This window comes from Methanomassiliicoccaceae archaeon (assembly GCA_034928305.1).
In the GTDB taxonomy this organism is placed as follows: Archaea; Thermoplasmatota; Thermoplasmata; order Methanomassiliicoccales; family Methanomethylophilaceae; genus VadinCA11.
Genome location: JAYFOZ010000002.1, coordinates 451,675 through 474,992, shown reverse-complemented (window position 1 = coordinate 474,992; position 23,318 = coordinate 451,675). Strand labels below are relative to the sequence as shown.

At 50.3% G+C, this 23,318-nt stretch carries 21 protein-coding genes; 7 read left to right on the top strand and 14 right to left on the bottom strand.

The genetic code is table 11. The features are described 5' to 3' along the window. Positions 1–80 precede the first annotated feature (80 nt). Positions 81–1,334: a UV DNA damage repair endonuclease UvsE gene (gene uvsE, locus VB016_04285; GenBank protein MEA4977750.1), complete on the top strand. Its 1,254-nt coding sequence runs from the start codon at positions 81–83 to the stop codon at positions 1,332–1,334. Positions 1,335–1,400: 66 nt separating this feature from the next. Here the strand turns inward: uvsE and VB016_04280 are convergent, their stop codons facing one another. From VB016_04280 to VB016_04260, 5 genes are all read right to left on the bottom strand, one after another. Continuing rightward, positions 1,401–4,682, bottom strand: coding sequence for a UvrD-helicase domain-containing protein (locus VB016_04280; GenBank protein ID MEA4977749.1), 3,282 nt, complete (start codon positions 4,680–4,682; stop codon positions 1,401–1,403). A gap of 118 nt (positions 4,683–4,800) precedes the next feature. Next, entirely contained in the window at positions 4,801–5,001 is a 201-nt protein-coding gene (locus VB016_04275) for a hypothetical protein (GenBank protein MEA4977748.1), read from the bottom strand. Positions 5,002–5,082: 81 nt separating this feature from the next. Further along, entirely contained in the window at positions 5,083–5,295 is a 213-nt protein-coding gene (locus tag VB016_04270) for a hypothetical protein (GenBank protein ID MEA4977747.1), read from the bottom strand. Between the two features lie 51 nt (positions 5,296–5,346). Next, positions 5,347–5,949, bottom strand: coding sequence for a hypothetical protein (locus tag VB016_04265; GenBank protein MEA4977746.1), 603 nt, complete (start codon positions 5,947–5,949; stop codon positions 5,347–5,349). A 635-nt stretch (positions 5,950–6,584) separates the two neighbouring features. Next, positions 6,585–7,388 carry an asparagine synthase-related protein gene (locus VB016_04260; GenBank protein ID MEA4977745.1) on the bottom strand — a complete coding sequence of 268 codons (804 nt, stop codon included), beginning with the start codon at positions 7,386–7,388 and terminating at the stop codon, positions 6,585–6,587. A gap of 137 nt (positions 7,389–7,525) precedes the next feature. Between VB016_04260 and VB016_04255 the strand changes: the two genes are divergently transcribed. Next, positions 7,526–8,953 (top strand): MFS transporter, encoded by a 1,428-nt coding sequence (locus VB016_04255; protein ID MEA4977744.1) that lies wholly within the window; start codon positions 7,526–7,528, stop codon positions 8,951–8,953. Positions 8,954–9,148: 195 nt separating this feature from the next. Here VB016_04255 and VB016_04250 read toward each other — a convergent pair whose 3' ends face one another. Next, positions 9,149–10,417, bottom strand: coding sequence for a cation:proton antiporter (locus tag VB016_04250; GenBank protein MEA4977743.1), 1,269 nt, complete (start codon positions 10,415–10,417; stop codon positions 9,149–9,151). 173 nt (positions 10,418–10,590) lie between these two features. Between VB016_04250 and VB016_04245 the strand changes: the two genes are divergently transcribed. Beyond that, complete coding sequence (locus VB016_04245) at positions 10,591–10,959, top strand: PH domain-containing protein (protein MEA4977742.1); 369 nt, start codon at positions 10,591–10,593, stop codon at positions 10,957–10,959. 4 nt (positions 10,960–10,963) lie between these two features. Here the strand turns inward: VB016_04245 and VB016_04240 are convergent, their stop codons facing one another. Next, positions 10,964–11,647 (bottom strand): ACT domain-containing protein, encoded by a 684-nt coding sequence (locus VB016_04240; GenBank protein ID MEA4977741.1) that lies wholly within the window; start codon positions 11,645–11,647, stop codon positions 10,964–10,966. 510 nt (positions 11,648–12,157) lie between these two features. Between VB016_04240 and VB016_04235 the strand changes: the two genes are divergently transcribed. The 4 genes from VB016_04235 to VB016_04220 are packed head-to-tail and all read left to right on the top strand — an operon-like array spanning position 12,158 to position 16,071. Further along, on the top strand, positions 12,158–13,240 hold the full coding sequence (locus tag VB016_04235; GenBank protein MEA4977740.1) for an ABC transporter substrate-binding protein: 1,083 nt from the start codon (positions 12,158–12,160) through the stop codon (positions 13,238–13,240). Positions 13,241–13,294: 54 nt separating this feature from the next. Then, positions 13,295–14,461, top strand: a complete 1,167-nt coding sequence (locus tag VB016_04230) for an iron ABC transporter permease (GenBank protein MEA4977739.1) — start codon at positions 13,295–13,297, stop codon at positions 14,459–14,461. Then, a complete protein-coding gene (locus tag VB016_04225) occupies positions 14,458–15,225 on the top strand; it encodes an ABC transporter ATP-binding protein (protein MEA4977738.1) in 768 nt (255 codons plus the stop codon). The genes VB016_04230 and VB016_04225 overlap by 4 nt, the downstream gene beginning before the upstream one ends. 15 nt (positions 15,226–15,240) lie before the next feature. Further along, positions 15,241–16,071, top strand: coding sequence for a nitrilase-related carbon-nitrogen hydrolase (locus VB016_04220; GenBank protein ID MEA4977737.1), 831 nt, complete (start codon positions 15,241–15,243; stop codon positions 16,069–16,071). A 996-nt stretch (positions 16,072–17,067) separates the two neighbouring features. Here the strand turns inward: VB016_04220 and VB016_04215 are convergent. From VB016_04215 to argJ, 7 genes are all read right to left on the bottom strand, one after another. Next, positions 17,068–17,202, bottom strand: coding sequence for a hypothetical protein (locus VB016_04215; GenBank protein MEA4977736.1), 135 nt, complete (start codon positions 17,200–17,202; stop codon positions 17,068–17,070). Then, positions 17,199–19,322, bottom strand: coding sequence for a ferrous iron transport protein B (gene feoB / locus VB016_04210; protein ID MEA4977735.1), 2,124 nt, complete (start codon positions 19,320–19,322; stop codon positions 17,199–17,201). The genes VB016_04215 and feoB overlap by 4 nt, the downstream gene beginning before the upstream one ends. Positions 19,323–19,376: 54 nt before the next feature. Next, on the bottom strand, positions 19,377–19,598 hold the full coding sequence (locus VB016_04205; protein MEA4977734.1) for a FeoA family protein: 222 nt from the start codon (positions 19,596–19,598) through the stop codon (positions 19,377–19,379). Further along, on the bottom strand, positions 19,598–19,921 hold the full coding sequence (locus VB016_04200; GenBank protein ID MEA4977733.1) for a FeoA family protein: 324 nt from the start codon (positions 19,919–19,921) through the stop codon (positions 19,598–19,600). The genes VB016_04205 and VB016_04200 overlap by 1 nt, the downstream gene beginning before the upstream one ends. A gap of 175 nt (positions 19,922–20,096) precedes the next feature. Then, positions 20,097–21,272 carry an acetylornithine transaminase gene (locus tag VB016_04195; GenBank protein ID MEA4977732.1) on the bottom strand — a complete coding sequence of 392 codons (1,176 nt, stop codon included), beginning with the start codon at positions 21,270–21,272 and terminating at the stop codon, positions 20,097–20,099. Positions 21,273–21,276: 4 nt separating this feature from the next. Beyond that, positions 21,277–22,083, bottom strand: a complete 807-nt coding sequence (argB, locus tag VB016_04190) for an acetylglutamate kinase (GenBank protein ID MEA4977731.1) — start codon at positions 22,081–22,083, stop codon at positions 21,277–21,279. Positions 22,084–22,092: 9 nt separating this feature from the next. Further along, a complete protein-coding gene (gene argJ / locus VB016_04185) occupies positions 22,093–23,316 on the bottom strand; it encodes a bifunctional ornithine acetyltransferase/N-acetylglutamate synthase (protein MEA4977730.1) in 1,224 nt (407 codons plus the stop codon). Positions 23,317–23,318 lie beyond the last annotated feature (2 nt).

Genomic DNA, 23,318 nt, shown 5'->3' with positions numbered 1-23,318 from the left:
TCACCGAATCAACAAAGAAACATATTATTCTGAACGGGACTATACCCCGTTATGTACCTGAGGCGCGGAAGGGACGGCGTATGAGCATCGGATATGCATGCCTCGCCCTGGGCGTGCCGGGAAGCGGCATGAAGAACTGCATCATGAAAAATGCAAACGAAGAGCTGCTTCTCTCCCTCATCGGCAGCAACCTCGATGCCCTCGAAAGACTTATTACATACAACGCAAGGAACGGCATCGGGATGTTCCGCATATCTTCGGACCTGATACCTTTCGGCTCGAGCCTGGCGGAAAAGCTGCCGTGGCAAAATCATTATTCCGATAAGCTGGAATCCATCGGCGGAGAAATACGCAGGTCGGGTATGCGGGTGTCGATGCACCCCGGGCAGTACACCGTTCTCAATTCGACGGACGAATCGGTAGCCGACCGGGCCTCGCGGGACCTGGACTACCACGCGAAGGTCCTTGACGGCCTGGGACTAGGGCCCGAGCACAAGATGATACTGCATCTCGGAGGCGTCTACGGCGACAAGGGGCGTGCCAAAGAACGTTTCGTGTCCAGATACAAACTTCTAGATGCCGAGGTCAAGAAACGGCTGGTGCTGGAGAACGACGACAAGCTGTTCAATATCGAGGACGTGATCGAGACCGCATCTGCGACGGGGATGCCGGCGGTGTACGACAACCTGCACAATGCCGTTAATCCTGCAGACGCATCATGCAGGGACGTGGACTGGATCGAGAAGTGCCGGGAGACTTGGACCATGGAGGACGGCCCGCAGAAGGTCCATTATTCCCAGCAGAATCCCGACAAGAGGCCGGGCGCGCATTCCGGATCCATAAGGATCGACGAGTTCCTCGATTACTACCGTGAGGTGTCCGGTACCGGCACGGACATCATGCTCGAAGTAAAGGACAAGAATATGTCTGCGCTGAAATGCATCAACTGCGTCTCCGACAGGGGCATCAAGGCGCTTGAGGCCGAATGGGCGCGCTACAAGTACTCCGTTATGGAGAGGGCGCCCGATAAATATCACGCGATCCGGAAACTGCTGCAGGACAAGACGTCTTATCACGCACTGGAGATGTACCATTTAATTGAGGGGTCCCTGGTTACGCCGATCGGAGTGAACAACGCCGTCAACGCGGCGCAGCATGTATGGGGATATTTGAACGATAAAGCGACGGATTCCGAGAAGAAACGCTTCCACGACACGCTGAATGCCTTCATATCGGGAAGAGCGGAACTGAAGTCGGTCAAGAACATACTGCATACGCTGGCGCGGAAGTATCAGGAGGACTATCTTCTGAACTCCTATTATTTCTACATATGAGAATGGTTTCACGGCGCCCGTTTTCCTCCGCCATGCGAATAATATGATCTCTGGCCTCATCGTGCGTCAGATGATCATTTCCGTATGGTTGCAACCTTTACCGTCTTCCCTGTAATTGGTACATCCGTAGAACAGGCTGTGTTTTTCTTTCACAATAAGATATCCGTCGCAATCCAGACACTTCTTGATGTCGTACGGATGGTCTTTGTCATTGGTCATGAAATCGCAGAGCTCGGGCTCATTTGTACAAATATACAGCTGCAATCCATAATTCTTATTCCTTTGATACTTGAGTGGAAAACCGCATAACGGACAATAGGAACGTGTTTTTTCCGCACGGTTTAGATTCATTCCTTCGGGGCACTCGAGATATCCATCATGTATCATCTCGACGATGAATTTAGATGGTCTTTTCAGAGGTACCGTCAGGAACGCGCGGTTTCTAGTACGAGTGAGCGCAACATAGAACAGACGTCTCTCTTCGGCATACTCTATTTCACTCTCGGGAGGAATGAGCAACCTCATTATAGGGTCATCCTCTATCTGACAGGGGAAACCGTATTGATCTTCCGAGAGATTTAGTATTATCACATTGTCGAAGCTTAGCCCCTTGGATTTATGCGCAGTGAGGAAAGTAATGTTGGCATTCGGATACTTTTCGCACGAAATGCCGCCACCGTCATCCATTTTTGTGAATTTTTTGGTGTTTGCCAATTTGAACGCATCGTAATTATAGCGCCCTATGATCAAAATTGATGATTGCTCCCCGAATTCATCGACGATGTCTCCGACGGTCTCCGTCACTACATCGGCAAGATTTACCATATATGAATTGCTGTCGTCGAACGCACGCAGTACTACAGGATCTTCCACGTGCTTCTGGGAAATGAGGGACTTAGGAATCTGATTGATGTTTTTCTGTACGAACGCACCTGCGACATCGATAAGCTCCTGGGAGTTACGGTACGTGTGGGTTATGTTCATCCTTCTGCCCCCGCCCATTAGGTCCAAAAACTTGGTGAATATGTCGAGTTTAGACCCTGCAAAGGCGTAAATCGACTGCCAGTCGTCGCCGACTGCGATTATTTTCGCATCGGAGACTTTCGAAAGCTGTCTTATGAAATCGAACCTCTGTTTGGCGATATCTTGGAACTCATCGATTATGATGTACTTGTACGGCAACTTGATGCCTTTTGACTCTTTCTCTTTCAGATCTTCGTAGGCCAGATTGATCATATCATTGAAATCGACCTTGTTCCCGCTTTCCAGAATATCCTGATACTGGGCGTATACTTCCTTTGCCAGATCGAGGAAGAGCAGAGTACGATAATTGTCCGTGCGTCCCTTCAACGCTTCAAAGTCTTCCAGTTTGAAGTTGGAGGTTTTGAAGAGTTCTATGAACCTGAACATGAATTTGCTGAAAGGAAAAAGATATTTCTCCTTGCCAACCTCCTTCATCCGCCTGTAGACGTCCTCCGGGTTGCGGGGGCTGAGTACGAACCCGTTGTTCACCAGCAGCTCCGAAAGATGGTCGATCAATTGCCTCTTATCATTGTATTGGGACCATGTCTCCAGCAGTTTGGTTTTGTATTTTCCGTGGATATATCTCTTGTTGCCTATGCTGGCCATATATGTCTCCAACGTCTTATCGGAATACATATCATTCTTCAGGTCTTCTGAAAGACCAAAATGTTCCAGGTAAGCCTCATTATCTCCCTGTTTGATGAAAAAATCCGGAGTGTATAGTTTTCTGGCCCCAGGGATGTTGTGCGGGTATGTCTTCTCGTACTCATAATCGATTCCGTTTAGATAAAGGAAGTTCGCTATGGCAACCTCCTGGGCCGAGTTTACGTACTCCCCCATAAGCGTCTCCTTGTTCTTCGAACATCTGTATTCGATCGCAGAGACATATTCCTTCATTCCGCTCTTAAGGGTCTCGAATTCCTGTTTTGTCTTCAGCTCGTGATATTCGTCAAGATTCTTACACTTCAGAGCTTCTTCCGGAATATTCATGTAATAACTGAAAAACAGCATGAGTTTTCTAAGCAACTCGCTGTCCTTGAAAACAAAATTACCAAGGATGTCGGACAATATCTTTCCTCCTTTGCTCTCGACCTTGGGCGTAACTTCCATATCCTCTCTTAGAATTTGGAATGCAAACGCGTGGAACGTGAACACATTGGCATTTATGCGCATCTTTACGTTGACTGTTTGTTTCAGTTCGTCCACGGCCTTGTTTGTGAAGGATGTTATCAGGATATCCTTGGGGTCGATGTTGCAGCGTTCCACCAGGTATTTCACCTTCGCAGCCATTGTGGTCGTCTTACCCGAGCCGGCCCCTGCGATGAGAAGACAATAATCATCTTCGGCCAATACGGCGGCGCGCTGTTCCTCATCGAGCACTATGTCAGGATCCACATCTGACATGATCTTGTCCAGATAACTGGAAAGGGCTTCTTTCCTCCCGGGTGGCGTGATTTTACATTCAGCCTTGAATTCACGATAACTTCTGTTCATCGAAGAAATTTCGTTTCTCAACTGTCCGAGCCCGGAATCATCTTCCGAAATCATATCTAGTATTTCATCATCGGACATCAGTCTTGAGAAAACTTCGTACTTCGACCTGAAATCATTTTGAATCCTGACGTTGTCAGGGCGTCTGCTCACGAGGTCCAAATCTCTTGCGAACTGGGACACCATGTCCTTCATTGATCCATACATCGCCGTCTTCACCGAGAGGTCTATGCCGCCACTGTTCTTTTTTGGTTTAAACAGCCCTTTCTTCGCCTGATAGAAAGCAAGAAATTTTGACAGTACAGTCATATCGGGCCTTTCGTACCCTACATCCCCCATTATATTGACCATGGACTTGCAGATGCGCAGTATCCTGAGATACTCATTCCAGTCATCGGAGCTACTGCAGACATTGCCGCTGATGGCGGCCAAGCCTCTCTTAATGCTTGAATTGCAGTAAATATAATTCACGTTGTCCAGATAATACAAGGGCTCGCTGGCTCTTGACATGGACACCATTTTATTATTCACGAAACCGTTCCAGGTCTCTTCGTTGATGCTATTATCATACAGTCCCGCATAATACTCTCGAAAGACACTCAGGTCCGTGTAGATCAGGGCGTTGTCTAGATCGTCCTCTCTGATGAATGATCCGAAGCGAAGCAGATACGCCCTGAATTCATCAACGGACATCTCTCTGATTTTGTCGGAAGTAAAGGATCTGAAGTAAGCTGCTTTTTCATTATACATATCGGGGTGACGGCCCGCGCACTCGTTGAACAGTTCGAGTTCGTCACTCAGAATCTTCCTGACGGCTTCGATATCCAGTTCCATGTTGAAGGATGTTCAGGGCCATCTCTTTAGATAATTGTTTGTCGGCCGAGGCCCGTCAAAACTCTCTATCTTACATATTTGCCCTTTACTCGCGGACGACGTCCCCCTCGCCGCACCCTCATAGACGGACGCGATTACAGTTGTACGTCATGCCCTTCTCCTTGGCGAGTGCGCGAACGATGTCCGTCGTCCCCGAGCCGTACTGTGAGGATTTCTTCTTTATTTCTGCTATGACTGGATATCCAAAGTCTATAGCTACTTCCCTGGGGACGGCCGTCCTGGAGTCCATGTCCTTCGGCCTCAGTTCTGCGGGATCCATCTTACCTATCTCTGTTGTAACAGACTCGTCGAGATACAGATATACTATATCTTTTCCGAAATGGGCCGCTATGGCCTTCTCTCAAATTGACATAGCCGCCGCCACAGCGTTGATGCACATTGACGCCGCGATGTTCGCCTTCGTCCTCGACATGGAATCGGACAGACACTTCAGATACGGCATACGGGATATGTCATCGCCCATAAGAGCTATATCGGCGGCCTCGATTGCGATATCACTTCCGATGCTGCCCATGGCTACCTCTTTTCCATGTCCACGCAGCTCTTGTATCATCTGTTTTTCATGGTCTCCGATAACCGTCCCCTTCTCGGCGAGTCATCAGAACTACGGCCACCTCACAATATATCGGAATCCGGATCCATAGGGGCAGGTTCCGTTATTGTCCCGATCCTTCAAAAGCTTGTTCCCCCTGTTGTAATGCCTGCACCAGGCCTCGCAGTTGGCCACCCTGACAATGTCCGAAAGGGACGAGAAGAGATGCCTTCCGAACTCCCTGAGCCTTATGCACCCCTGCCCTCCTTCGGCGGTCATGCGGTGCATCACAAACTCCAGATAGGGCTTGTCCACCATGCTGTCGTCGTCCAGATGGCATATGTAGGTCTCCCTGCCATATCCCTCCCGGCGGAGCCATTCGTTGCCGTACTGCATCGCCCGCATCTTGTTCCTGGAACCGTTCGGACATGTGTAATCCTTGGGAACCGTGATCTCCCTGCAGCTGTATGCGAATCCGTCCCTATGCTCCTTGATGACAAAAATCTCCAGACCCAGCTCATAGCTTCTGATGTTGGATATTATCTTCTCTACCACGTCCGTGGCCATGCCGTTGGTGGTTATGGTGACGATTACATTGTTGGCATTTTCCAATACGGGTTTCCTTTCCGCATCCTTGGCATCGTTGCCGTATAGGCTGATGATCATGAGGTACATTTGGTAAATGGCGAACGGGGCATATGACAACACGATGGCGACGAATGCATACTGCAATAGGGGCAATGACATCACATCACAGAGCAACATCGTTAATGTCATACGGGCTACCCTCCGCGATCGGGGAGATATTTTTCCCTTATCTGCCCCTAAAAATCAGGAAAGATTCCGCGAGGGCGGCCGTCTGTGAGAACAGAACCAGGATCATAGGGGGCAATCTTATCGTGAACTTTACCGAAAGCATCAGAATACCATCGGGACACCTGCCGGTAACCTATGTTCCGCAACAGGATATCCGCGTCCGACTTGACGAAATAAATTGGTTCCATACTCTCGCATCCTCTCTGATGGTGCTTCGAGAATTTCAACCATACGCCTATTCTGATACGGAAACCCATGTTTTGCTCAGGTTCGTGTAACCTAGAAACCCTTGATATGATGTATCTAAGGGATACCTTGCTCGGAGGAATTCTATTTCGATCTATCCATGTACCTCGGGACTCTTTCCTAAGTTTAGTATTGTTATATTGCGAGCCGAATCGCCGCATTCTTGATCGTCGCCGAGCCTACGGTAGCATCATACGGATCTGAAATTCCGTTTCTGGCTATTTCAGAAAAAGATCTTCATCTGAAATTCAGATTCCGTTTCCTGTTACCTCGTCGTATAGGGACGCTATGTACTGATTGTACATCATGCCCTTCTCCTTGGCAAGGGCGCGCACGATGTCCGTAGTACCAGAGCCGTATTGGGAGGATTTCTTCTTCCTTTCCGCTATGACCGGATGTCCCAGATCTATGGCTACTTCCCTGAGGACGGCCTTCCTGGAGTCCATATCCTTCGGCCTGAGTTCTGCGGGATCTATCTTCCCGATCTCCGCGATCACCGCCTCGTCGAGATATGGATATGCTATGCTCTGTCCGAAATGGGCCGCTATGGCCTTCTCGCAGGGAATGGATACGTCCAGGAGCCTTTTCACGCTGTCTTTCCTGAAGATTTCGTAATCGGCATATGGACATCCAACGAATTTGGCACATCCCATGAAGTACTCGTCCGCACCCTGGCCCGTCAGGATGCTGTCCTCTCCGGATGCCTTGCACACGCAGAACAGCTGCAGCTCGTATGAGATGGTGAACGGGTCCCGGGTCCCGGTCGCGGCTATCAGTTCACGTATGTTGGATTCTACGTTGTCTTTGGATATCGATGCGTGGACCCAGGGGAGGCCTATCTTTTCCGATAGGTCCCTGGCCATAATAACGTCGTAAGAAGTATCCGTTCCGCAAGTGTACAGAGTGACCGATCTGGCATATTCCTTGGCGACCGCGGCGGCCAATCCCGAATCGAGCCCGCCGGAAAAGGCTACACCTATGTCCTTTCCCTCGGTGTTTTTCTTTATAGAGGCGATTATAGAGTCTCTCAACCCGCCGTACCTGAAGGACATGCGGCGGGGATGATGGTCATAGTCTATAATTGCGACGTACCGTTCGATGGGATGCAAGCACCGTGACGGAAGGAGACGATGCGCTTCCAGGCAGATATTAATAAAGACAGGCGACTCGTTTAAAGACGGGGCCGTTAATGGATTTCAAGGGCGAGGATATGAAGGGTTGCAGGACCACATTGATCCTGATGGCGTTCGTGGCGCTGATGGTCATGTTCATCGATATCATGCTTGTCCCGGCCCTTCAGCACATATCTTTGAGCTTTCCGGACTACGCCGGGTGGGTGCCCTGGATCCTGTCCATCTATCTTCTTGTCGGCGCGGTGCTGAACCCCATCGTCGGAAAACTGGCAGACCTTTACGGAAAAAGGAAGATGCTGATCGTCACCCTGGTCATATACACCGTCGGACTGATGGGCTGTGCGCTTACCTACGGCAATTTCATCTGCCTCATCGCCTTCCGTGCGATGCAGGGGATCGGGCTCACCATGTTCCCCATATTCTATGGGATAATCAGGGACACGTTCCCCAAGGAAATGGTGCCCATGTCGATCGGCATCGTCAGCGCCATGTTCTCCATCGGAGTGTCCATCGGACTGCTGGGAGGCGGATGGATAGTTTCGCAGTTCGATTGGCAGTATTGCTATTACATCACGGCGCCGCTGTTCCTCATACTCATTCCGATATTCTACTTCAAGGTACATGACGCGGGAATATTCGTAAAGGGGAGGAAGGTCGATTATGTCGGAGCGGGCATGCTGTCCGTCTGCATACTATCTTTGCTGATCGCCCTTACGGCCTTGGAGGAACAGGGCCCTTCGAGTCCCGTCGTGATTTCATGCCTTGCATTCTTCATCATCTCCCTTACGTCGTTCATATTTTGGGAACGCAGGGCGGCGGAACCGCTTATGAAACTCGGCCTGCTCACCGGGAAAGGCGCAGGCGCCCATGTGACCGCGTTCCTTTTCGGGATATCCATGTTCATGCTGTTCCAGACATTGCCGTATTTCCTCGCGGGACCGGGGATGTACGGCGGATTCGGCATCGATGACACGTTCGATATCGGCCTGATAATGATGCCCATGGCCGTCATGGGCCTGATATTCGGCCCTATGGCTGGAAAATGGTGCAGGAAGCCCGGCAATTCCGTGAAAGTTCTGGCCGCAGGTATGTTCCTGTTCGGCGTCGGGGACCTGATGCTGATAGTCTTGCTGACCGCGTTCCCCCCGGAACTTTGGACCGTCGTGCTATCAATGTGCGTCGCAGGCATCGGAAACGCATTGGCCATGGTCTCCATGATAAACGTAGTGGTGGAGACGAGTCCGGCGGAGGACTTCGGCATCGCATCGGGAATGAACACGATGTTCCGTCTGATCGGCGGTTCGATCGGCCCTGTCCTAGGCAGTGCGATACTTTCAGGTTTCGTGGTTTTCGAGGTGTTCGGACTCAGATACTACGGATTCGACGGTTATGTCTGGACGTGGGTTGCGGGGATGCTGTTCTGCGTGGTTGGCGGAGTGTCGGCATATATGCTGAAGCTGAAGGCGGATGCTTCCGAAGCTTGAAACCGCTCGGGCAGTTCCCATGAAGTATATCGATGATCTGAAGATTCGGATTCTGAATCGTACGTGAATATTTCGATATGGATCGAGACATTCAGCAATGAGCTCGCGCCCTGATATGGTACTTTTTATCTTAAGTGTAAGGCCTCATTGGTCCGTTCACCTTCACCCGAGTGATGCATCAATTGATGATCGGAATCACACCTGTACCGAAGTATCGGCCCCTACGTCCCCGTACTTCCTGCGGAAGCCTCTCTCCACCATAAAGTGGGAGACCGTAGTTGCAGCGATAGCCATTATGACCACACACGAGAACGTTACAGGCTCCAACGCGCCGGACATCACCCCTATTGTGGCTATGACCATTACGACCTCCGCCTTCGGCACCATGCCCCAGCCGATTATGTTCATGGATCTGCGGTCCAGGGAACGGTCGCCTGCCTTAGCGCCAATCGAACATGCAAGATACTTCGAAAGTATGGCTATAGCCGATATGCCGATCGCGAACGCAATCACCTCAAGGGATGCAAGGTCGCTCAGCACAACACGTATACCTACGCTTATGAAGAAGAAAGTCATGAAAAACTCCTTTAGGGGTTCGATCTCCTTTATAAGATGCCATTCTTCGGCATTGTCGGCGAACATCATTCCCGCGAAGTATGCTCCGATGATCACTGAAAGGCCGATTGTATCAGCAACGATGGCCAATGCAAAACAGACACCTATGCCTACGAAAAGCATCGTCCAGTCTGGGTGCTCCCGTCCGCGGTGATTGTTTATCGAGTCGTGTATCCTAGGCATCACGTATATGCACACAACAAGTGCCAGCACTACAAAAAGCAATGATTTAAAAACTATCACTAGGACTCCCGACGAGGAGTTGTCTCCTCTGGCGACACCCGACATTACAGCCAATATCACCAATGTTACAATCTCGGATATCACGGCGGCACCAAGTATTATCTTGCCCTCTGTAGTGTTGGACATTTTAAGGCTTTTCAGAACGTGAGCGGCCACTCCCGCGCTGGTAGTTATCAGCGCGGTGGCCATGAACAGCGAAGACATCGTGTCTCCTCCCGTCATGCCCATGAATATAAAACCGAGTGCGAAAGGCACGGCGATACCCAGAATTGCCGCGAATACCGCAGGTTTACCTACCTTGAAAAGGTCCGAGACCCTGGTCTCCAGCCCTACGGTGAACAGCAAGAATATCACGCCCAGTTCTGAGAACAGCATCAGGACGTTGTATCCTTCGCTTCCCGCCGACGTCGGGGTCTGAACGATGATATCTATCTGATCCAGGAGATTCCATCCACCAAGTCCGGCTATGACTATGTTCGCTGCGAGGATTCCGAAGACGATCTCCCCCATCATCCCGGGCAGGTGCATCTTCTCAAAAATGAAGGAACCTACGTTGGACAGGAAGAATAGCACGAACAGCATCACTACGAGCGATATTACGTCCACGTAAGACCTAGGAATTAATGAAATAAAAAACCAGATGAAAAAATGCGGTCTTTTTCGATTGGACTAAATGCAAAAAATGTAAAAAAATTATATGTCACCAGGTCATTCGGTACCTCGTGGCTGATTCTGTATATAGGACTAAACGAGGGCTTTGGTATTATCTCGCCCCCCTGTTGGCTATAGTTGTAGCCGTGACCTGGTTCCTCTTCCTTGACGAATGGATATGGTCTATAGCGTGCATCGTCGCGATCGCCGTGATGCTGTTCGTTTTCGTGGCCACCACCTACGTTTACCGCAGAACATATTACACTGTGACTGCAACCTCGGTGACGATCGATTCCACTGACGGACGAATAGAAATAGCGTTCTCGAAAATCACTTCCGTAGATACCGAAAAAGACGATCGCTCCGCATTCTACGGGATGTCCGGCGACACCGTACGTATAAAATTCGGGAACTCCTCGTCGGTGATCATATCTCCCGCAAGGAAAAAGGAGTTTCTCGAAGAGCTCAGAAGGGCCGGGCTCAACGTGGTCGGCTGAGAGTTCAGTCGCTAACTGTCTCTTCAGCGGACTGGATGCATTTGGTCAGTACTGAGTATGCGTTTATCATGTCGATTTCGCCGACGATGAATATCGTGTCCGTATAGCAGCTGACGGTCTCTTCGATGTTGATCCCCGCATCGGAGAGGTTTGTGATCAGATACGCTATCACTCCGGTGGTCTCGACTATCTTCTCAGGGGATTTCACCACGATCTCGACGAGGTTCTCCCTGACCTTTATGATGTTGAATCTTCCGACGGTGTCGGTGATCCTGTCCTTGAGCATCTTGTCGGCGATTATCGTGACCGCGGATGCGGACTGAACTACCTGCATTATCGAGTTCTCGTTCCACAGGTCCTTGAATAGATTGTCCATCTTGTGGAGGACCGACCAGTCGTTCTTCGCAGTGATGATGCACGTCTTGGTCCTCATCTCCAGCCTGCTGTCCTTTAGAACGCTCAGTATGTCCATTTCGTGGTTGGTCGTCAGGCTCAGTTTCGATGCGTACCTGCGGCATGCGATCATGACCGCCTCTTCGTTATCGACGCCGATGTCTTTCATTATCATACGTGCCAGCGACGAATAGTTTATCAGGCCTTTGGCAACGCAGTCCTTGATGCTGGGGTGTGTGTCAATGTATACTCTGGTCTTCTCCGCCAAACTCTCTTTAGACATTCCCTTGGACATGTACCGTAGATGATTTTCTAAGTATATTATGTTTTATTAGAAACAAATATTAGACAAAAAGTTTCAGATGTGTGCATTATTGTTTATCTGGACAGATGAGGATAACACGGTGCTACAATTTTAATTGTAAAAATAAAATAAAAATATAAAAAACATCTGGCATACATGATATACTAAAAAAATCAGGGCCCTGAGAAATCGAGCATACCTGAGCATTTGATCTGTCATTCCGTGCCTATACGAAGAAGCATTGATTTTTGAAATCCGTTACAGCTTAACCGTCTTATCTCCTTGAATAAGTACAATCGCTCGATCGGGTGCATCTGTCAGGATAATCGGATATCGATCGATTCCGTAAAATGCAGATTTTCCACATTTAAGACGCCGAACGTAGGCATTATATATTGAAAAAATTATGTTGGATATATCATCCAATAATCTAATTCGATGGTTATTTGAAAATCGATCGAAAATCACCTTTGCCTGATAAACTATGAGAGTGGTGAATGAATGGACAAAAAATACATGGCGATCTTCGCTGTAATAATCCTTGTCGTAGCAGGGGTTTCAGCATATGCCGCCGCTAACGGCGGAACATCCGACGGAGACGATGACACCATAACCATCACACAGAACGACGGTGTCGAAGTGACCGTATCTACACCTGTCACGAGCGTATGCGTTGTGAACACTAATGCGGCGGAATTCTTATCTATCCTCGGACTGAGCGACAAGGTGGTCGGCGTAAGTTCGACAATGAAAACGAAACCGATAGAAGATTGGTGGGCAGAACGCACAGATGTTGGATCGTATAACACCCCTAATCCGGAAATTGTTCTCAGCACAGGCGCAGATGTCGTCATCGGACAATGTACATCGATGCCGATAACCAACATAGATGCGTTGACCGCCATGGGTATAACCGTCATCCTCCTGGATTGCTACGGCTTTGATACGCAGGTCAGCGATCTCAAACAATTAGCCAGCTTATTCGGAGATAGCGACGCTGCGGCGATTGCTGATTCGTACGAGAGTTTCTTTAACGGCATGGTGGACGCCCTGAAATCTGCAAGCTCGACATTGACAGATGATGAAAAGAAGACATTCGTCTCGACAATGGGGACGAATGCCGGCTCCAAATATTATACGGGTGCCGCGGAACTTTCCAAAATGCTCGAAGAGATATGCGGCCTCAAAAATGCGGTTGCGGAAATAGACAGCTCCGCCACGTCATCTTCGGCATCGATATCTGAAGACGCCATAGTCGGGTATTATGAAGAAAACGGAATAGATCTGTTCGTTCTCCGTAACACTACTGCATATAGTCAGGGAGAATCCGAGATCAACGCATTCCTGTCCTCGCATACCGTGATCGACAATAGCCATATGTTCGACGAAATGAACGTCGTCAAGACCGTCGATTCCAAGGTGCTTTCCGGGCCCCGGTGTTTCGTCTCGATGATATATTTCATCACATTGATGTATCCGGACCTGGACATCGGAGGATTGACCGTAGAAAGTGCGATATCGGATTACAACTCGACATTCGAAACGAACTGGACGTCTGAAGAGTTGTTCTACGAATACGGATAAACAGGTGGGTTGACTCCACCTTACTTTTTATCAATCGATTAAGGCAGAATTGACATGACGGTCTCTGAAGACATAGAAAGGATCGATGACGAGGATCGAACATATCTGAAGGATAAAGGATCATACATAAAGGCTATTTACAGTGCGTCCACACGAAAAAAGAAGATGTTCATAGCCATGATGGCGGTCGTCCTGTTCGCAACGGCCGTAGTCTCGCTGAGCCTCGGATCGGTGAATATCCCGACATTCGATGTCCTTGCTTGCCTTTTTAATCAAATAATTCCTGATTCCTTCACTCTTTCAAAATCTTACTTCTCGAATATCATAATAAACGGCCGCGAACCGCGCATCCTTCTCTGCATCTTCACCGGCATCGCACTCGGTGCATCCGGTACGGTCATGCAGAGCCTTCTAAGAAACCCGTTGGTGAGCCCGTTCACATTGGGTGTTTCGTCTGCTGCGGCTTTCGGCGCCGCAATGGCGATAGCGTTCGGCGCCGCCATATTCGGATCCGCATATTACGGGATCGTAGAAGTCATAGGCATCTCGTTCTCGGCGAAAACGCTTATCACGATACTGTTCGCGTTCCTATTCGGAACGCTCAGCATGGCCCTGGTACTGATAATTTCCAAGAATAACATCGCATCACAATCTGTATTGGTGCTCTCGGGAGTCGTTGTCGGATATCTTTTCCAGGCCGGAGTATCGTTTGCAAAATATATCTCGGATGATGCCGCCCTCCGTGAAATAGTAAATTGGCTCATGGGGGGCATGTGGGGGGCGACGTGGAGCAGCATTGTGTTCGTTATTCCGATAGTGTTGGTGGGATTCGTAGTGTTGGAACGCCGGGCGGTCGATATGAATACCATGTCGAGCGGTGATGATGTCGCAAAAAGTCTCGGTGTCGACGTTCATAAGATAAGAAGAAATCTCCTGATAGTCTGTACTCTGATAACGTCTGCATGTCTTGCGTTCACAGGGGTAATCGGTTTCATCGGTCTGATGGCCCCCCATATCTGCAGGATACTGATCGGCAACGATAACAGGTATCTCATCCCCGCATCTGCATTGATGGGAGCCATAATTCTGCTGATATCGGATACGGTCGCCAGGATATTGATGAGTCCGCAGGAACTTCCGGTCGGCATACTTCTGTACCTTATCGGAGGGGTGTTCTTCATTTGGCTGGTCTCGAGAAAGAACGGGAGATATCTCGCATGAAACTCTCTGTAGAATCTCTTTTCCAGGGGTATGATGGCAAAACAGTGATCGAAGACATAGAATTTCAGGCCGACACGGGAAACATCCTGTCTATATTGGGGCCCAATGGGTCTGGTAAATCCACATTGATAAAAACACTCTGCAATCTTCATGACCCTATGCGGGGGCATGTGAATATCGATGACCGCAACATCAAAAATTACACAAGAACAGAACTTTCCAAGATTTTAGGCTATGTTCCCCAATATTACAACTATGCTCAGTTCACAACAGTATTGGATACCGTGTTGATGGGCAGAAGACCGTACATCAATTGGGATTATACGGAAGAAGACTTGAATATGGCCGAACGGTCCATGAAGAGAATGAATATCCTGGATCTCGCATCCAGATACATAAATGAGATATCCGGGGGTCAGCTTCAGAGAGTATTCATTGCGAGAACACTGTGTCAAAACCCAAATTTCTACATATTCGATGAACCCACGAGTTCTTTGGACCTCCGACATCAGATCGAAACCATGAAAATCATGCGTGGGATCGTTCACGGAGAGGACCGTGGAATGATAATTGCGTTGCACGATCTCAATCTGGCACTTAGATATTCCGATAAAATCCTCATGCTCAGTAAAAAGAAGATTTACAGTTACGGTCCACCCAGGGAAACGATCACAACTAAAGCGATAAAGGATGTTTACGGCGTTGAAGCAGAGATAATCGAGAGTGAAAAAGGACCCTTTGTTCTTTCTTATGATTCTTGCTGAACGATATCGATCGAAATGAAAAATGTCAAGGCGATGGACTTGAAAACTCTTAAACTGGCTCTTGTTCAAATGCGATCTTCTGTAGGCGATATGGATGCAAATCTGAAAAAAATGTTGATGTTCATCGACCGCGCCGCCGAAGAGAATGCTGACATCATCTGTTTCCCTGAAGCATCTCTCACCGGATATTCGTCGGACCATGGTCCTGACGACACCATATATGATTGCAGCCCCCTCGTAGAGTCTGTCAGGAATGCTGCCTGCACCAATGACATCATCATTGTTTTCGGATTCATGGAGAAAAACAACAAAGGCCTCCCATATTTGACACAGTTGACCATATGTCCCGACGGGACATCCATGAAATATCGCAAGACTCACCTGGGAACAAGAGAGGCCGGACGCTTCACAGAAGGTGATTCGATAGATGTCCTGGATACTGAAAAGACCGTCATAGGTGTTGCTCTGTGCTGGGAGGCGCACATGCCGGACATATTTACAGTACTCAGGAGAAATGGTGCGGAATTGATCGTCATACCTCACGCATCCAATCTCGGAGGCGGAAGAAGGAAGGAAACCTGGATGAGATATCTTCCTGCCAGGGCATGGGACAATGATGTGTATATCGCGGCCTGCAATTCCATAGGGGATAACGGGAGAGGATCGATATCCGGCGGAGGGTCGATCGTTCTTAACAAAAAAGGAATTGTGATCTTCGAGAATTTCAACGGTACCGAGTCCTTGGACATCGTCGAGCTGGACGGATCCGATCGTGACGACATACCGTCTGAGGACATGTGCAATATCAAGTACTTTCGGAGAAGACGCCCGGAATTGTACCGATGAGAAGCGTCGATATGATCTGTACAATTGTGTCGTTTGATTTTTTCGTCTCCGGAAAATCAAATAGAAATGAACTGCCCCTATGATTTTCCGTGCTGACGTCCGGATCCGCTGGGATGAGTTTGCGGCTGAATTTTCGATGCGGTTATTTTTATCGCACCGTGAAATTTTATTGTGCTAATCATCCCTGATGAGTTCGAAATTGATTTTCGGGCCGGAGATTAGACTCTTTGATTGCGTCGTATGCACCGGTTTTTATCAAATCCCGTAAAGTGCCAGCATTGCTGCGGAAACTATTGCCAAACCTAAGAATTCCGCCCGCATACCTGATTCCGATAACATGCGATATACGAACTATCCTGTCGTTCCACATAAAATTATCAGATAAGAAAAAATTGTGGCGTTTTTGATATTTGTCTCAAATAATATTATTCGGGCCATAAGGGCCGGCGGACCTGCCGATATGGTTGTTGCATCAGGCAAGATCTCGTACCTGCTTAAATCGGCGCTCGGCGATATGAAGTCCGCAACCGGTCATGCGATCCAAATTCCTGTAATTACGGGCCCGAAAGGATAAATCATAAAGTCGGCCCGCCCGCTCATGTTGTCACCCCTCGCCGATTATACAGTGCCCTGCGGGAACGCTCGATCTTCTCGGTTTTTCCACTGGAAATGTGATAGCGGAACATAATATGTTCGGTTTTATTGTTTAACATTACTTGATTGTTGATTTTCACATATTAAGCTTTCAAAAAATTGAAAGAATTGCAAGACCGTGATTTGAAATGAGCGTCCATCTTTTGTACAGAATACGTGTGCTCAATAGATTTATTTTTAATTTTAAAATGTAATAAAAATATATCTGGCACATAAGATATCAGAAAAATCCATAGACCTCTGCTTGCCATGGATTGTTTTAGGAGGTTTCTGCTGCCGGACGGTTCGGAGGCATGACCGGCAGCAGTCTGGGCGTTCACTTGATGCCGCGGATGTACATCGTCACCTCCTCCTGCACTTTTCGCAATCTTTGCACCCGGCGCACTTTCCGTTCCTGAAAGACCTCACCGAGCAGTATGCCGCGACTGCAAGCACTATCCCCACCACTAGCCCTACGGCTATTGTTGCGAAGTTCATGCCGTTGCCTCCGATATCTTCTGCCTTGTCCTGGCGAACGGGTCCTTGCTTACCAGTATATACGCTATCAGCACAACCGTGGCGAAGGCCGCGACGGTCCAGACGCCGAACATTCCGTATATCAGCAGGCTGCCGACCTGGAAGATTATCATGGATACGGCATATGCCAGAAGGCACTGGTACATCACCGCCGCGCCCGTGGCCTTCCATGTTCCGAGCTCACGCCTCATCGCACCTATCGCCGCGAAACACGGGGCGCAGAGCAGGTTGAACACCAGGAACGAGAATCCCGCTATGGGGGTCAGCAGGGCCGCTATGATAGGCCATATCTCGTCACCCGATTCGGCGACCTCGGAGAATCCGAACAGTACGCCGAACGTGCCGACAACGTTCTCCTTGGCCAACAGTCCCGTTATCGTACCGACTGAGAACTGCCATTCATCGCCCCATCCGAGAGGCACGAATATCCAGGAGATCGCGTTGCCTATGTCTGCGAGCATGGAATCATTGATGTCCCCGACCATCGACATACTCCAATCGAACGCGGAAAGGAACCATATGATGCCGCAGGCCAACAGTATGAACGTCCCGGCCTTCCTGACGAACGCCCACCCCTTCTCCAACGTCGACCTTATGACCGTTGCAATGCCTGGCACATGATATGGCGGAAGCTCCATTATGAACTCGGAAGGGGACCCTGAAAGGGACGGCCACTTCTTCAGGATAATACCTGACATCAGTATTGCCAGCACTCCGATGAAGTACGAAGCCAATGCTACAGCCGCCGAACCTCCGAACAGCGCTCCGGCTATGAGCGCTATTATGGGGAGTTTGGCCGAACATGGGATGAAAGTGGTCGTCATAGAGGTGATCCTCCTGTCCCTCTCGCTCTCGATCGTACGTGAGGCCATTATCCCCGGCACACCGCACCCGGTCCCGATCAGTATCGGGATGAACGATTTGCCGGAAAGCCCGAACCTTCTGAACACGCGGTCCATAACGAACGCTATCCTTGACATGTATCCGCTGTCCTCGAGCATCACAAGAAGAACGAACAGTACCAGCATCTGAGGCAGGAAACCGAGGACAGCACCGACCCCGGCGATAAGCCCGTCGACTATGAACGCTGTGAGCACGGGGTCCACGGCCATGCCTTCCAGCCATTCGGTCGCCGCGGGGATCGCCCATTCGCCGAAGAATACATCATTGACCCAGTCGGTTCCCCATCCTCCCACCGTGGTTATCGAAATATAGTAAACTAGGAACATCACTCCCGCGAAGATGGGGAGTCCCAACCAGCGGTTGGTGACTATCCTGTCGATCTTATCGGACGTCGTGTAGTCTCTGGAGGACCTCTTCGACTTTACGGCGGATGCCACCACATCGCTTATGGCCGCATATCTCTCGGACGCCACAATTGAGTCCGACTCGTCGTCTTCCGCCTTTTCCAGGGTTTCGACGGCCTTCGAAACATCATCCCATGATGTCCCTATCCTTTCGATCGCAAGCTTGTCCCTCTCCAGGGCCTTGACCGAGTACCATCTGAGCTGTCCGTCCGGTACCTTCCCCCTCAGTATGTCCGAGATCTGGGCGATACTGTCTTCCAGCGCATCGGAAAGCTTTATCGGCTTCGGCACCGTGTCCGCGGACGACACCGCGGCAAGCAGTTCGTCCATTCCTTCGCCTTTGAGCGCAGATATCCCGACGACCTCGCATCCCATCGCTTTGGACAGCTTTTCCGTATCGATGACGGTCCCGTCCTTCCTGACGGTATCCATCATGTTAAGCGCTATGACCGTCGGAATGCCCATGTCGAGTGTCTGGCTTGTAAGGTACAGATTCCTCTCCATGTTCGTGGCGTCGACGATGTTGATTATAGTATCGGGGCTGTCGTCCAGGAGGAAATCGCGGGAAACGACCTCTTCCGGAGAATACGGGGAAAGGGAATAAATTCCGGGGAGGTCCACAAGGGTAGCTCCGATGCTCTTTATCTTGCCCTCCTTCCTGTCTATGGTCACTCCGGGCCAGTTTCCTACTTTCTGGGAACTGCCGGTCAGCCTGTTGAACAGTGTAGTCTTTCCGCAGTTGGGGTTTCCTGCAAGGGCTATGATTCTGCTCAATCCCCCGCCTCCTTCCATAGCTCACGCTGTTTTATATCGAAAAATGACATTTTTTCACTCCACTTCTATTGCTTCGGCCTCGCTTTTCCTCAAACTCAACTCATATCCGCGCACGCAAACTTCCATCGGGTCTCCCAGAGGCGCTACCTTCCTGACCATGACCGTGCAGCCTTTCGTTATGCCCATATCCATGATGCGTTTCCTCATCGGGCCCTGTGCGCTTATCCGTACGACCTTGGCGGAACCGCCGCAGGCCACCTCCCTGAGCGTGACCATCAGCAGACCTCCGGGATAACGAAAACCTTCGACGCCATCGACCTGTCCATCGCTATACGGGTTCCCCTGATCTCAAGGAGAATATTCCCGGAGATCGTGTTAACCACGGATATGTCGGTCCCGACGACGAATCCCAGGTTTGAGAGATATCTGCGCAGCTCGCTCCTCCCCGATATGCGAACTATCTTTCCGGAGTTGCCGTCCTTTACCATCGCCAAAGGTATCCCTCCGGCAGATGGGTCCGAGAGCTCTTCCTCGTCCGATGTGTTCACTTTCACGCAACCGTGGCAGGAACTGCAGGTTGCATTGCATGTTTGTTGCATAAATTTAGGAACACCTAAATACTATATAAATTTAGGTCTACCTAACTAATTTTAACAATAGAGAATTTTTTCTGTTTGAGGTAAAATAAATCGGTCTGGCACTGCAGATGGCATTAATATCTCAATTGCACCATAAAAAATGAAAAAGTAAGAAGTTTGGTTATTATCGATAATTTCAGTAAACGCATTCCTTCAGCAGAGAAGTGAATACATCCTTTTCGGCATCGTTTATGATCAGCGGAGGTATCAGACGTACCACGTTGCCGTGGCAGACGTTGACCAGCACACCGTTGTCGCGGCAGTACTTCTGAACGTACGTTGCCGTTCCCGGAGAATCCATCTCGATCCCTATGATGAGCCCGTATCCGCGAACATCTTTGATCTTGGACGAGTTGATGGACTTCATGTCGTCCATCCAGCGTTTTCCGACCGATGCGGCGTTCTCTACAAGCTTTTCTTTCTTCATTATATCGATGACGGCTTTTCCTGCAGTGCATACGAGAGGGTTTCCGCCGAAAGTTGTGCCGTGGGAGCCGGGCGTCATTACCTTGGATATTTCCTCGGTGGAGACCAGCGCGCCTATGGGCGTACCCCCTCCCAATCCCTTGGCCATGGTTATGATGTCCGGAACGATGCCGAAATGCTCTATCCCGAACCATTTTCCGGTGCGTCCCATTCCGGTCTGGACTTCGTCTACGACCATTAACGTGCCGTTATCGTTGCAGATGTCCCTTACGGCCTTGAAGAACTCCTTCGGTGCAGTGGCAACGCCTCCTTCTCCCTGTATAGGCTCGATGAGGAGGGCCGCGGTATCTTTCGAGATGACCGATTTTACAGACTCGGCATCTCCGTAATCATAGTAGCTGAAAGCGTTGCTTATCAGAGGTTCGAAGGTCTTCTGGTACTTCGTCTGACCTGTGGCCCCCAGCGATGCCGCCGTACGTCCGTGGAAGCCGTTAAGCGCCGAGATCACCTTATGTTTTCCCGTATAGCGCACTGCGAGCTTCATAGCGCCTTCGTTGGCCTCCGCCCCGCTGTTGACAAAAAGCGTGCGGTCCAGATCTCCCGGGGTTATCGTGGAGATGCGCTGTGCCAGTTCTGCCTGTTCCTTCACATAGTAAAGATTGGATGTGTGGGTCATGCGGGCGACCTGGCCCTGGACGGCTTTTACCCACTCGGGGTGCGAATATCCCAGCGCGTTGACCGCTATGCCTGACACCAGATCGAGGTACTTCTTGCCCTCGGTGTCATAAAGATATGATCCTTCTCCGTGGGTGAAAGCCATGTCTATGCGCCCATAATTCTGGAAAAGATACTTCTGGCTCATTTCTTTGATTTCTTGGAAATCCATATTATCACTTCGTAATGACAGTTCCTTTGTTGCTTTCGGCAGATATGTTCGAAACTATATTGTCCGGGTCCTTACCGTTCACCATGCGCACCGCGCGGGCTCCGGCGCGGACGGCTTTGATGCAGGCTTCGACCTTGGGGATCATCCCGCCGGATATTGTGCCGTCCTTTATAAGTGCCAGCACCTGTTCTGTCGTCAGCTTGTCATATTTGGACGAGGGATCTTTAACGTCCTTCAGAACACCCGGGACGTCCGTTATCGCGATCATCTCGTCGCATTCCATGCCCGCAGCTATCCCGGCCGCCATCGTGTCGGCGTTGACGTTCAGATCGTTGACGCCGTCCGAACCGATAGGATATATTACCGGTACGACGCCCGCATCCAATATGTCATTGAGCATGCCGGTGTCCACACTGACCACCTCTCCGACAAGACCCATGTCCGCCGTCTTCTCTATACCGTCTTCGATATATGCGACCGGATCCGTCTTTTTGCACATGGTGCATGCATATGCCGGCATCCCTATGTGCGGGACGTCCGCGCCGTACAATGCGTCGGTCACCCTGGTATTGATCTTCTTCAGCACCTTGGCCGCGACCTCGAGGCCCTCGGCGTCGGTCACCCTCACTCCGTTGATTTTGGCGGGCTTCATGCCGAGCCTTTCCATCTCGGCAGATATCTCGGGCCCTCCCCCGTGCACAAGAATGATCTTGGAACCTTGGTCCGTCATCTCCCAGATCTCTTCGCAGAGGCGGGAGAGGTCCTCGTCGTCGCTTATGGCGTTACCGCCGAACTTGATCAGGTAGAGCATCCCATCGCCTCATGTGGCATATTCTGCGTTGATGCGCACGTAATCGTAGGTGAGGTCGCATCCCCAGCCGGTGGAGGTTTCGTCGCCTGCGGCAAGGTCGACGATTATCGTGACCTCCTTGTTGTCCATCGCCATGCGGACCACTTCGACCGAACGTTCCTCCTGGAACACCGGCGCCCCTCCATCGAGGATGGGGACCTCCATGTCGCCTCCCTTTATCGTGAGGCGCATCTCCTCCAGATTGAACTCGGCCCCGCTGTTGCCTATTGCCATCATTATACGCCCGTAGTTCGGGTCGGACCCGAATATGGCGGACTTCACAAGCGGGGAGTTCAAGACCGTCTTAACGACAGCGCGGGCATCCTCTTTGGTCTTGGCCCCTGAGACATCGACCTCGATGAGCTTTGTGGCCCCTTCGCCGTCAATGGCTATCGCTTTGGCCGTTTTTGTCATAAGGTATGTGAGAGCATCCACGAATTCGGGGTCCTCGTCGGCAACGCCGCTCTTCGACATGCCGTTGGCCAGGAGTATGCTCGTATCGTTAGTGGACTGGTCACCGTCCACGGAGACCATGTTCATTGTGTCGTCCAGTATCTCCTGCCATTTTTTTGCGAATGCGGGAGATAGTTTCGCGTCTGTGGTTATTATCGAGAGCGTTGTCCCGTGAAGCACGCGGAGGTGGGGTGCGATCATACCGCTGCCCTTCGCCAACGCGGCGATATAGACCAGAGTGCCGTCTCCCAGACGGACGCTTACGGCGAACTCCTTCTTCATCGTGTCCGTCGTCATTATCGCTTCCGATATTTTCGCATCAGCCTCCCTTCCCGAATCAAGCTCTTTGGCCGCGCGGCTGATGCCGTAACGGACCTTGTGCATGTCCATGAAGCGCCCGATGAGCCCCGTGGACATTATTCCGACCTGTTCGGATTTAAGACTTAGTTCCGCGGCGGCGGCGGACTGCATCGACATTGCGTCCTCGATACCGCGGCGTCCGGTCAACGCATTAGCATTTCCGCTGTTTATGACGACCGCGGAAAGCAGCGGCGAGTTCTGCTTCATCATGACCTGCACGGGTGCAGCTTTAACGTTATTGCTCGTATATCCGACGAAAGCGTTCGCCGGGACCACCGAATATACCATGCCCAGGTCCAGCGAGCGGTACTTGACGCCGCTGTGCACTCCGGTGGCTTTGAATCCTTCAGGGGTGGTGACCCCTCCGTCTATTGTGTTCATTT

Coding starts and splice junctions, on each gene's coding strand:
- VB016_04215 (MEA4977736.1), bottom strand. CDS start 17,202: ATGAACTTCGCAACAATAGCCGTAGGGCTAGTGGTGGGGATAGTGCTT.
- VB016_04240 (MEA4977741.1), bottom strand. CDS start 11,647: ATGTCCAAGGGAATGTCTAAAGAGAGTTTGGCGGAGAAGACCAGAGTA.
- VB016_04235 (MEA4977740.1), top strand. CDS start 12,158: ATGGACAAAAAATACATGGCGATCTTCGCTGTAATAATCCTTGTCGTA.
- VB016_04195 (MEA4977732.1), bottom strand. CDS start 21,272: ATGGATTTCCAAGAAATCAAAGAAATGAGCCAGAAGTATCTTTTCCAG.
- VB016_04220 (MEA4977737.1), top strand. CDS start 15,241: ATGAAAAATGTCAAGGCGATGGACTTGAAAACTCTTAAACTGGCTCTT.
- VB016_04280 (MEA4977749.1), bottom strand. CDS start 4,682: ATGGAACTGGATATCGAAGCCGTCAGGAAGATTCTGAGTGACGAACTC.
- VB016_04270 (MEA4977747.1), bottom strand. CDS start 5,295: ATGATACAAGAGCTGCGTGGACATGGAAAAGAGGTAGCCATGGGCAGC.
- VB016_04205 (MEA4977734.1), bottom strand. CDS start 19,598: ATGGTCACGCTCAGGGAGGTGGCCTGCGGCGGTTCCGCCAAGGTCGTA.
- VB016_04255 (MEA4977744.1), top strand. CDS start 7,526: ATGGATTTCAAGGGCGAGGATATGAAGGGTTGCAGGACCACATTGATC.
- VB016_04225 (MEA4977738.1), top strand. CDS start 14,458: ATGAAACTCTCTGTAGAATCTCTTTTCCAGGGGTATGATGGCAAAACA.
- VB016_04275 (MEA4977748.1), bottom strand. CDS start 5,001: ATGGATCCCGCAGAACTGAGGCCGAAGGACATGGACTCCAGGACGGCC.
- VB016_04265 (MEA4977746.1), bottom strand. CDS start 5,949: ATGTACCTCATGATCATCAGCCTATACGGCAACGATGCCAAGGATGCG.
- argJ (MEA4977730.1), bottom strand. CDS start 23,316: ATGAACACAATAGACGGAGGGGTCACCACCCCTGAAGGATTCAAAGCC.
- argB (MEA4977731.1), bottom strand. CDS start 22,083: ATGCTCTACCTGATCAAGTTCGGCGGTAACGCCATAAGCGACGACGAG.
- VB016_04230 (MEA4977739.1), top strand. CDS start 13,295: ATGACGGTCTCTGAAGACATAGAAAGGATCGATGACGAGGATCGAACA.
- uvsE (MEA4977750.1), top strand. CDS start 81: ATGAGCATCGGATATGCATGCCTCGCCCTGGGCGTGCCGGGAAGCGGC.
- VB016_04200 (MEA4977733.1), bottom strand. CDS start 19,921: ATGCAACAAACATGCAATGCAACCTGCAGTTCCTGCCACGGTTGCGTG.
- VB016_04260 (MEA4977745.1), bottom strand. CDS start 7,388: ATGTCCTTCAGGTACGGCGGGTTGAGAGACTCTATAATCGCCTCTATA.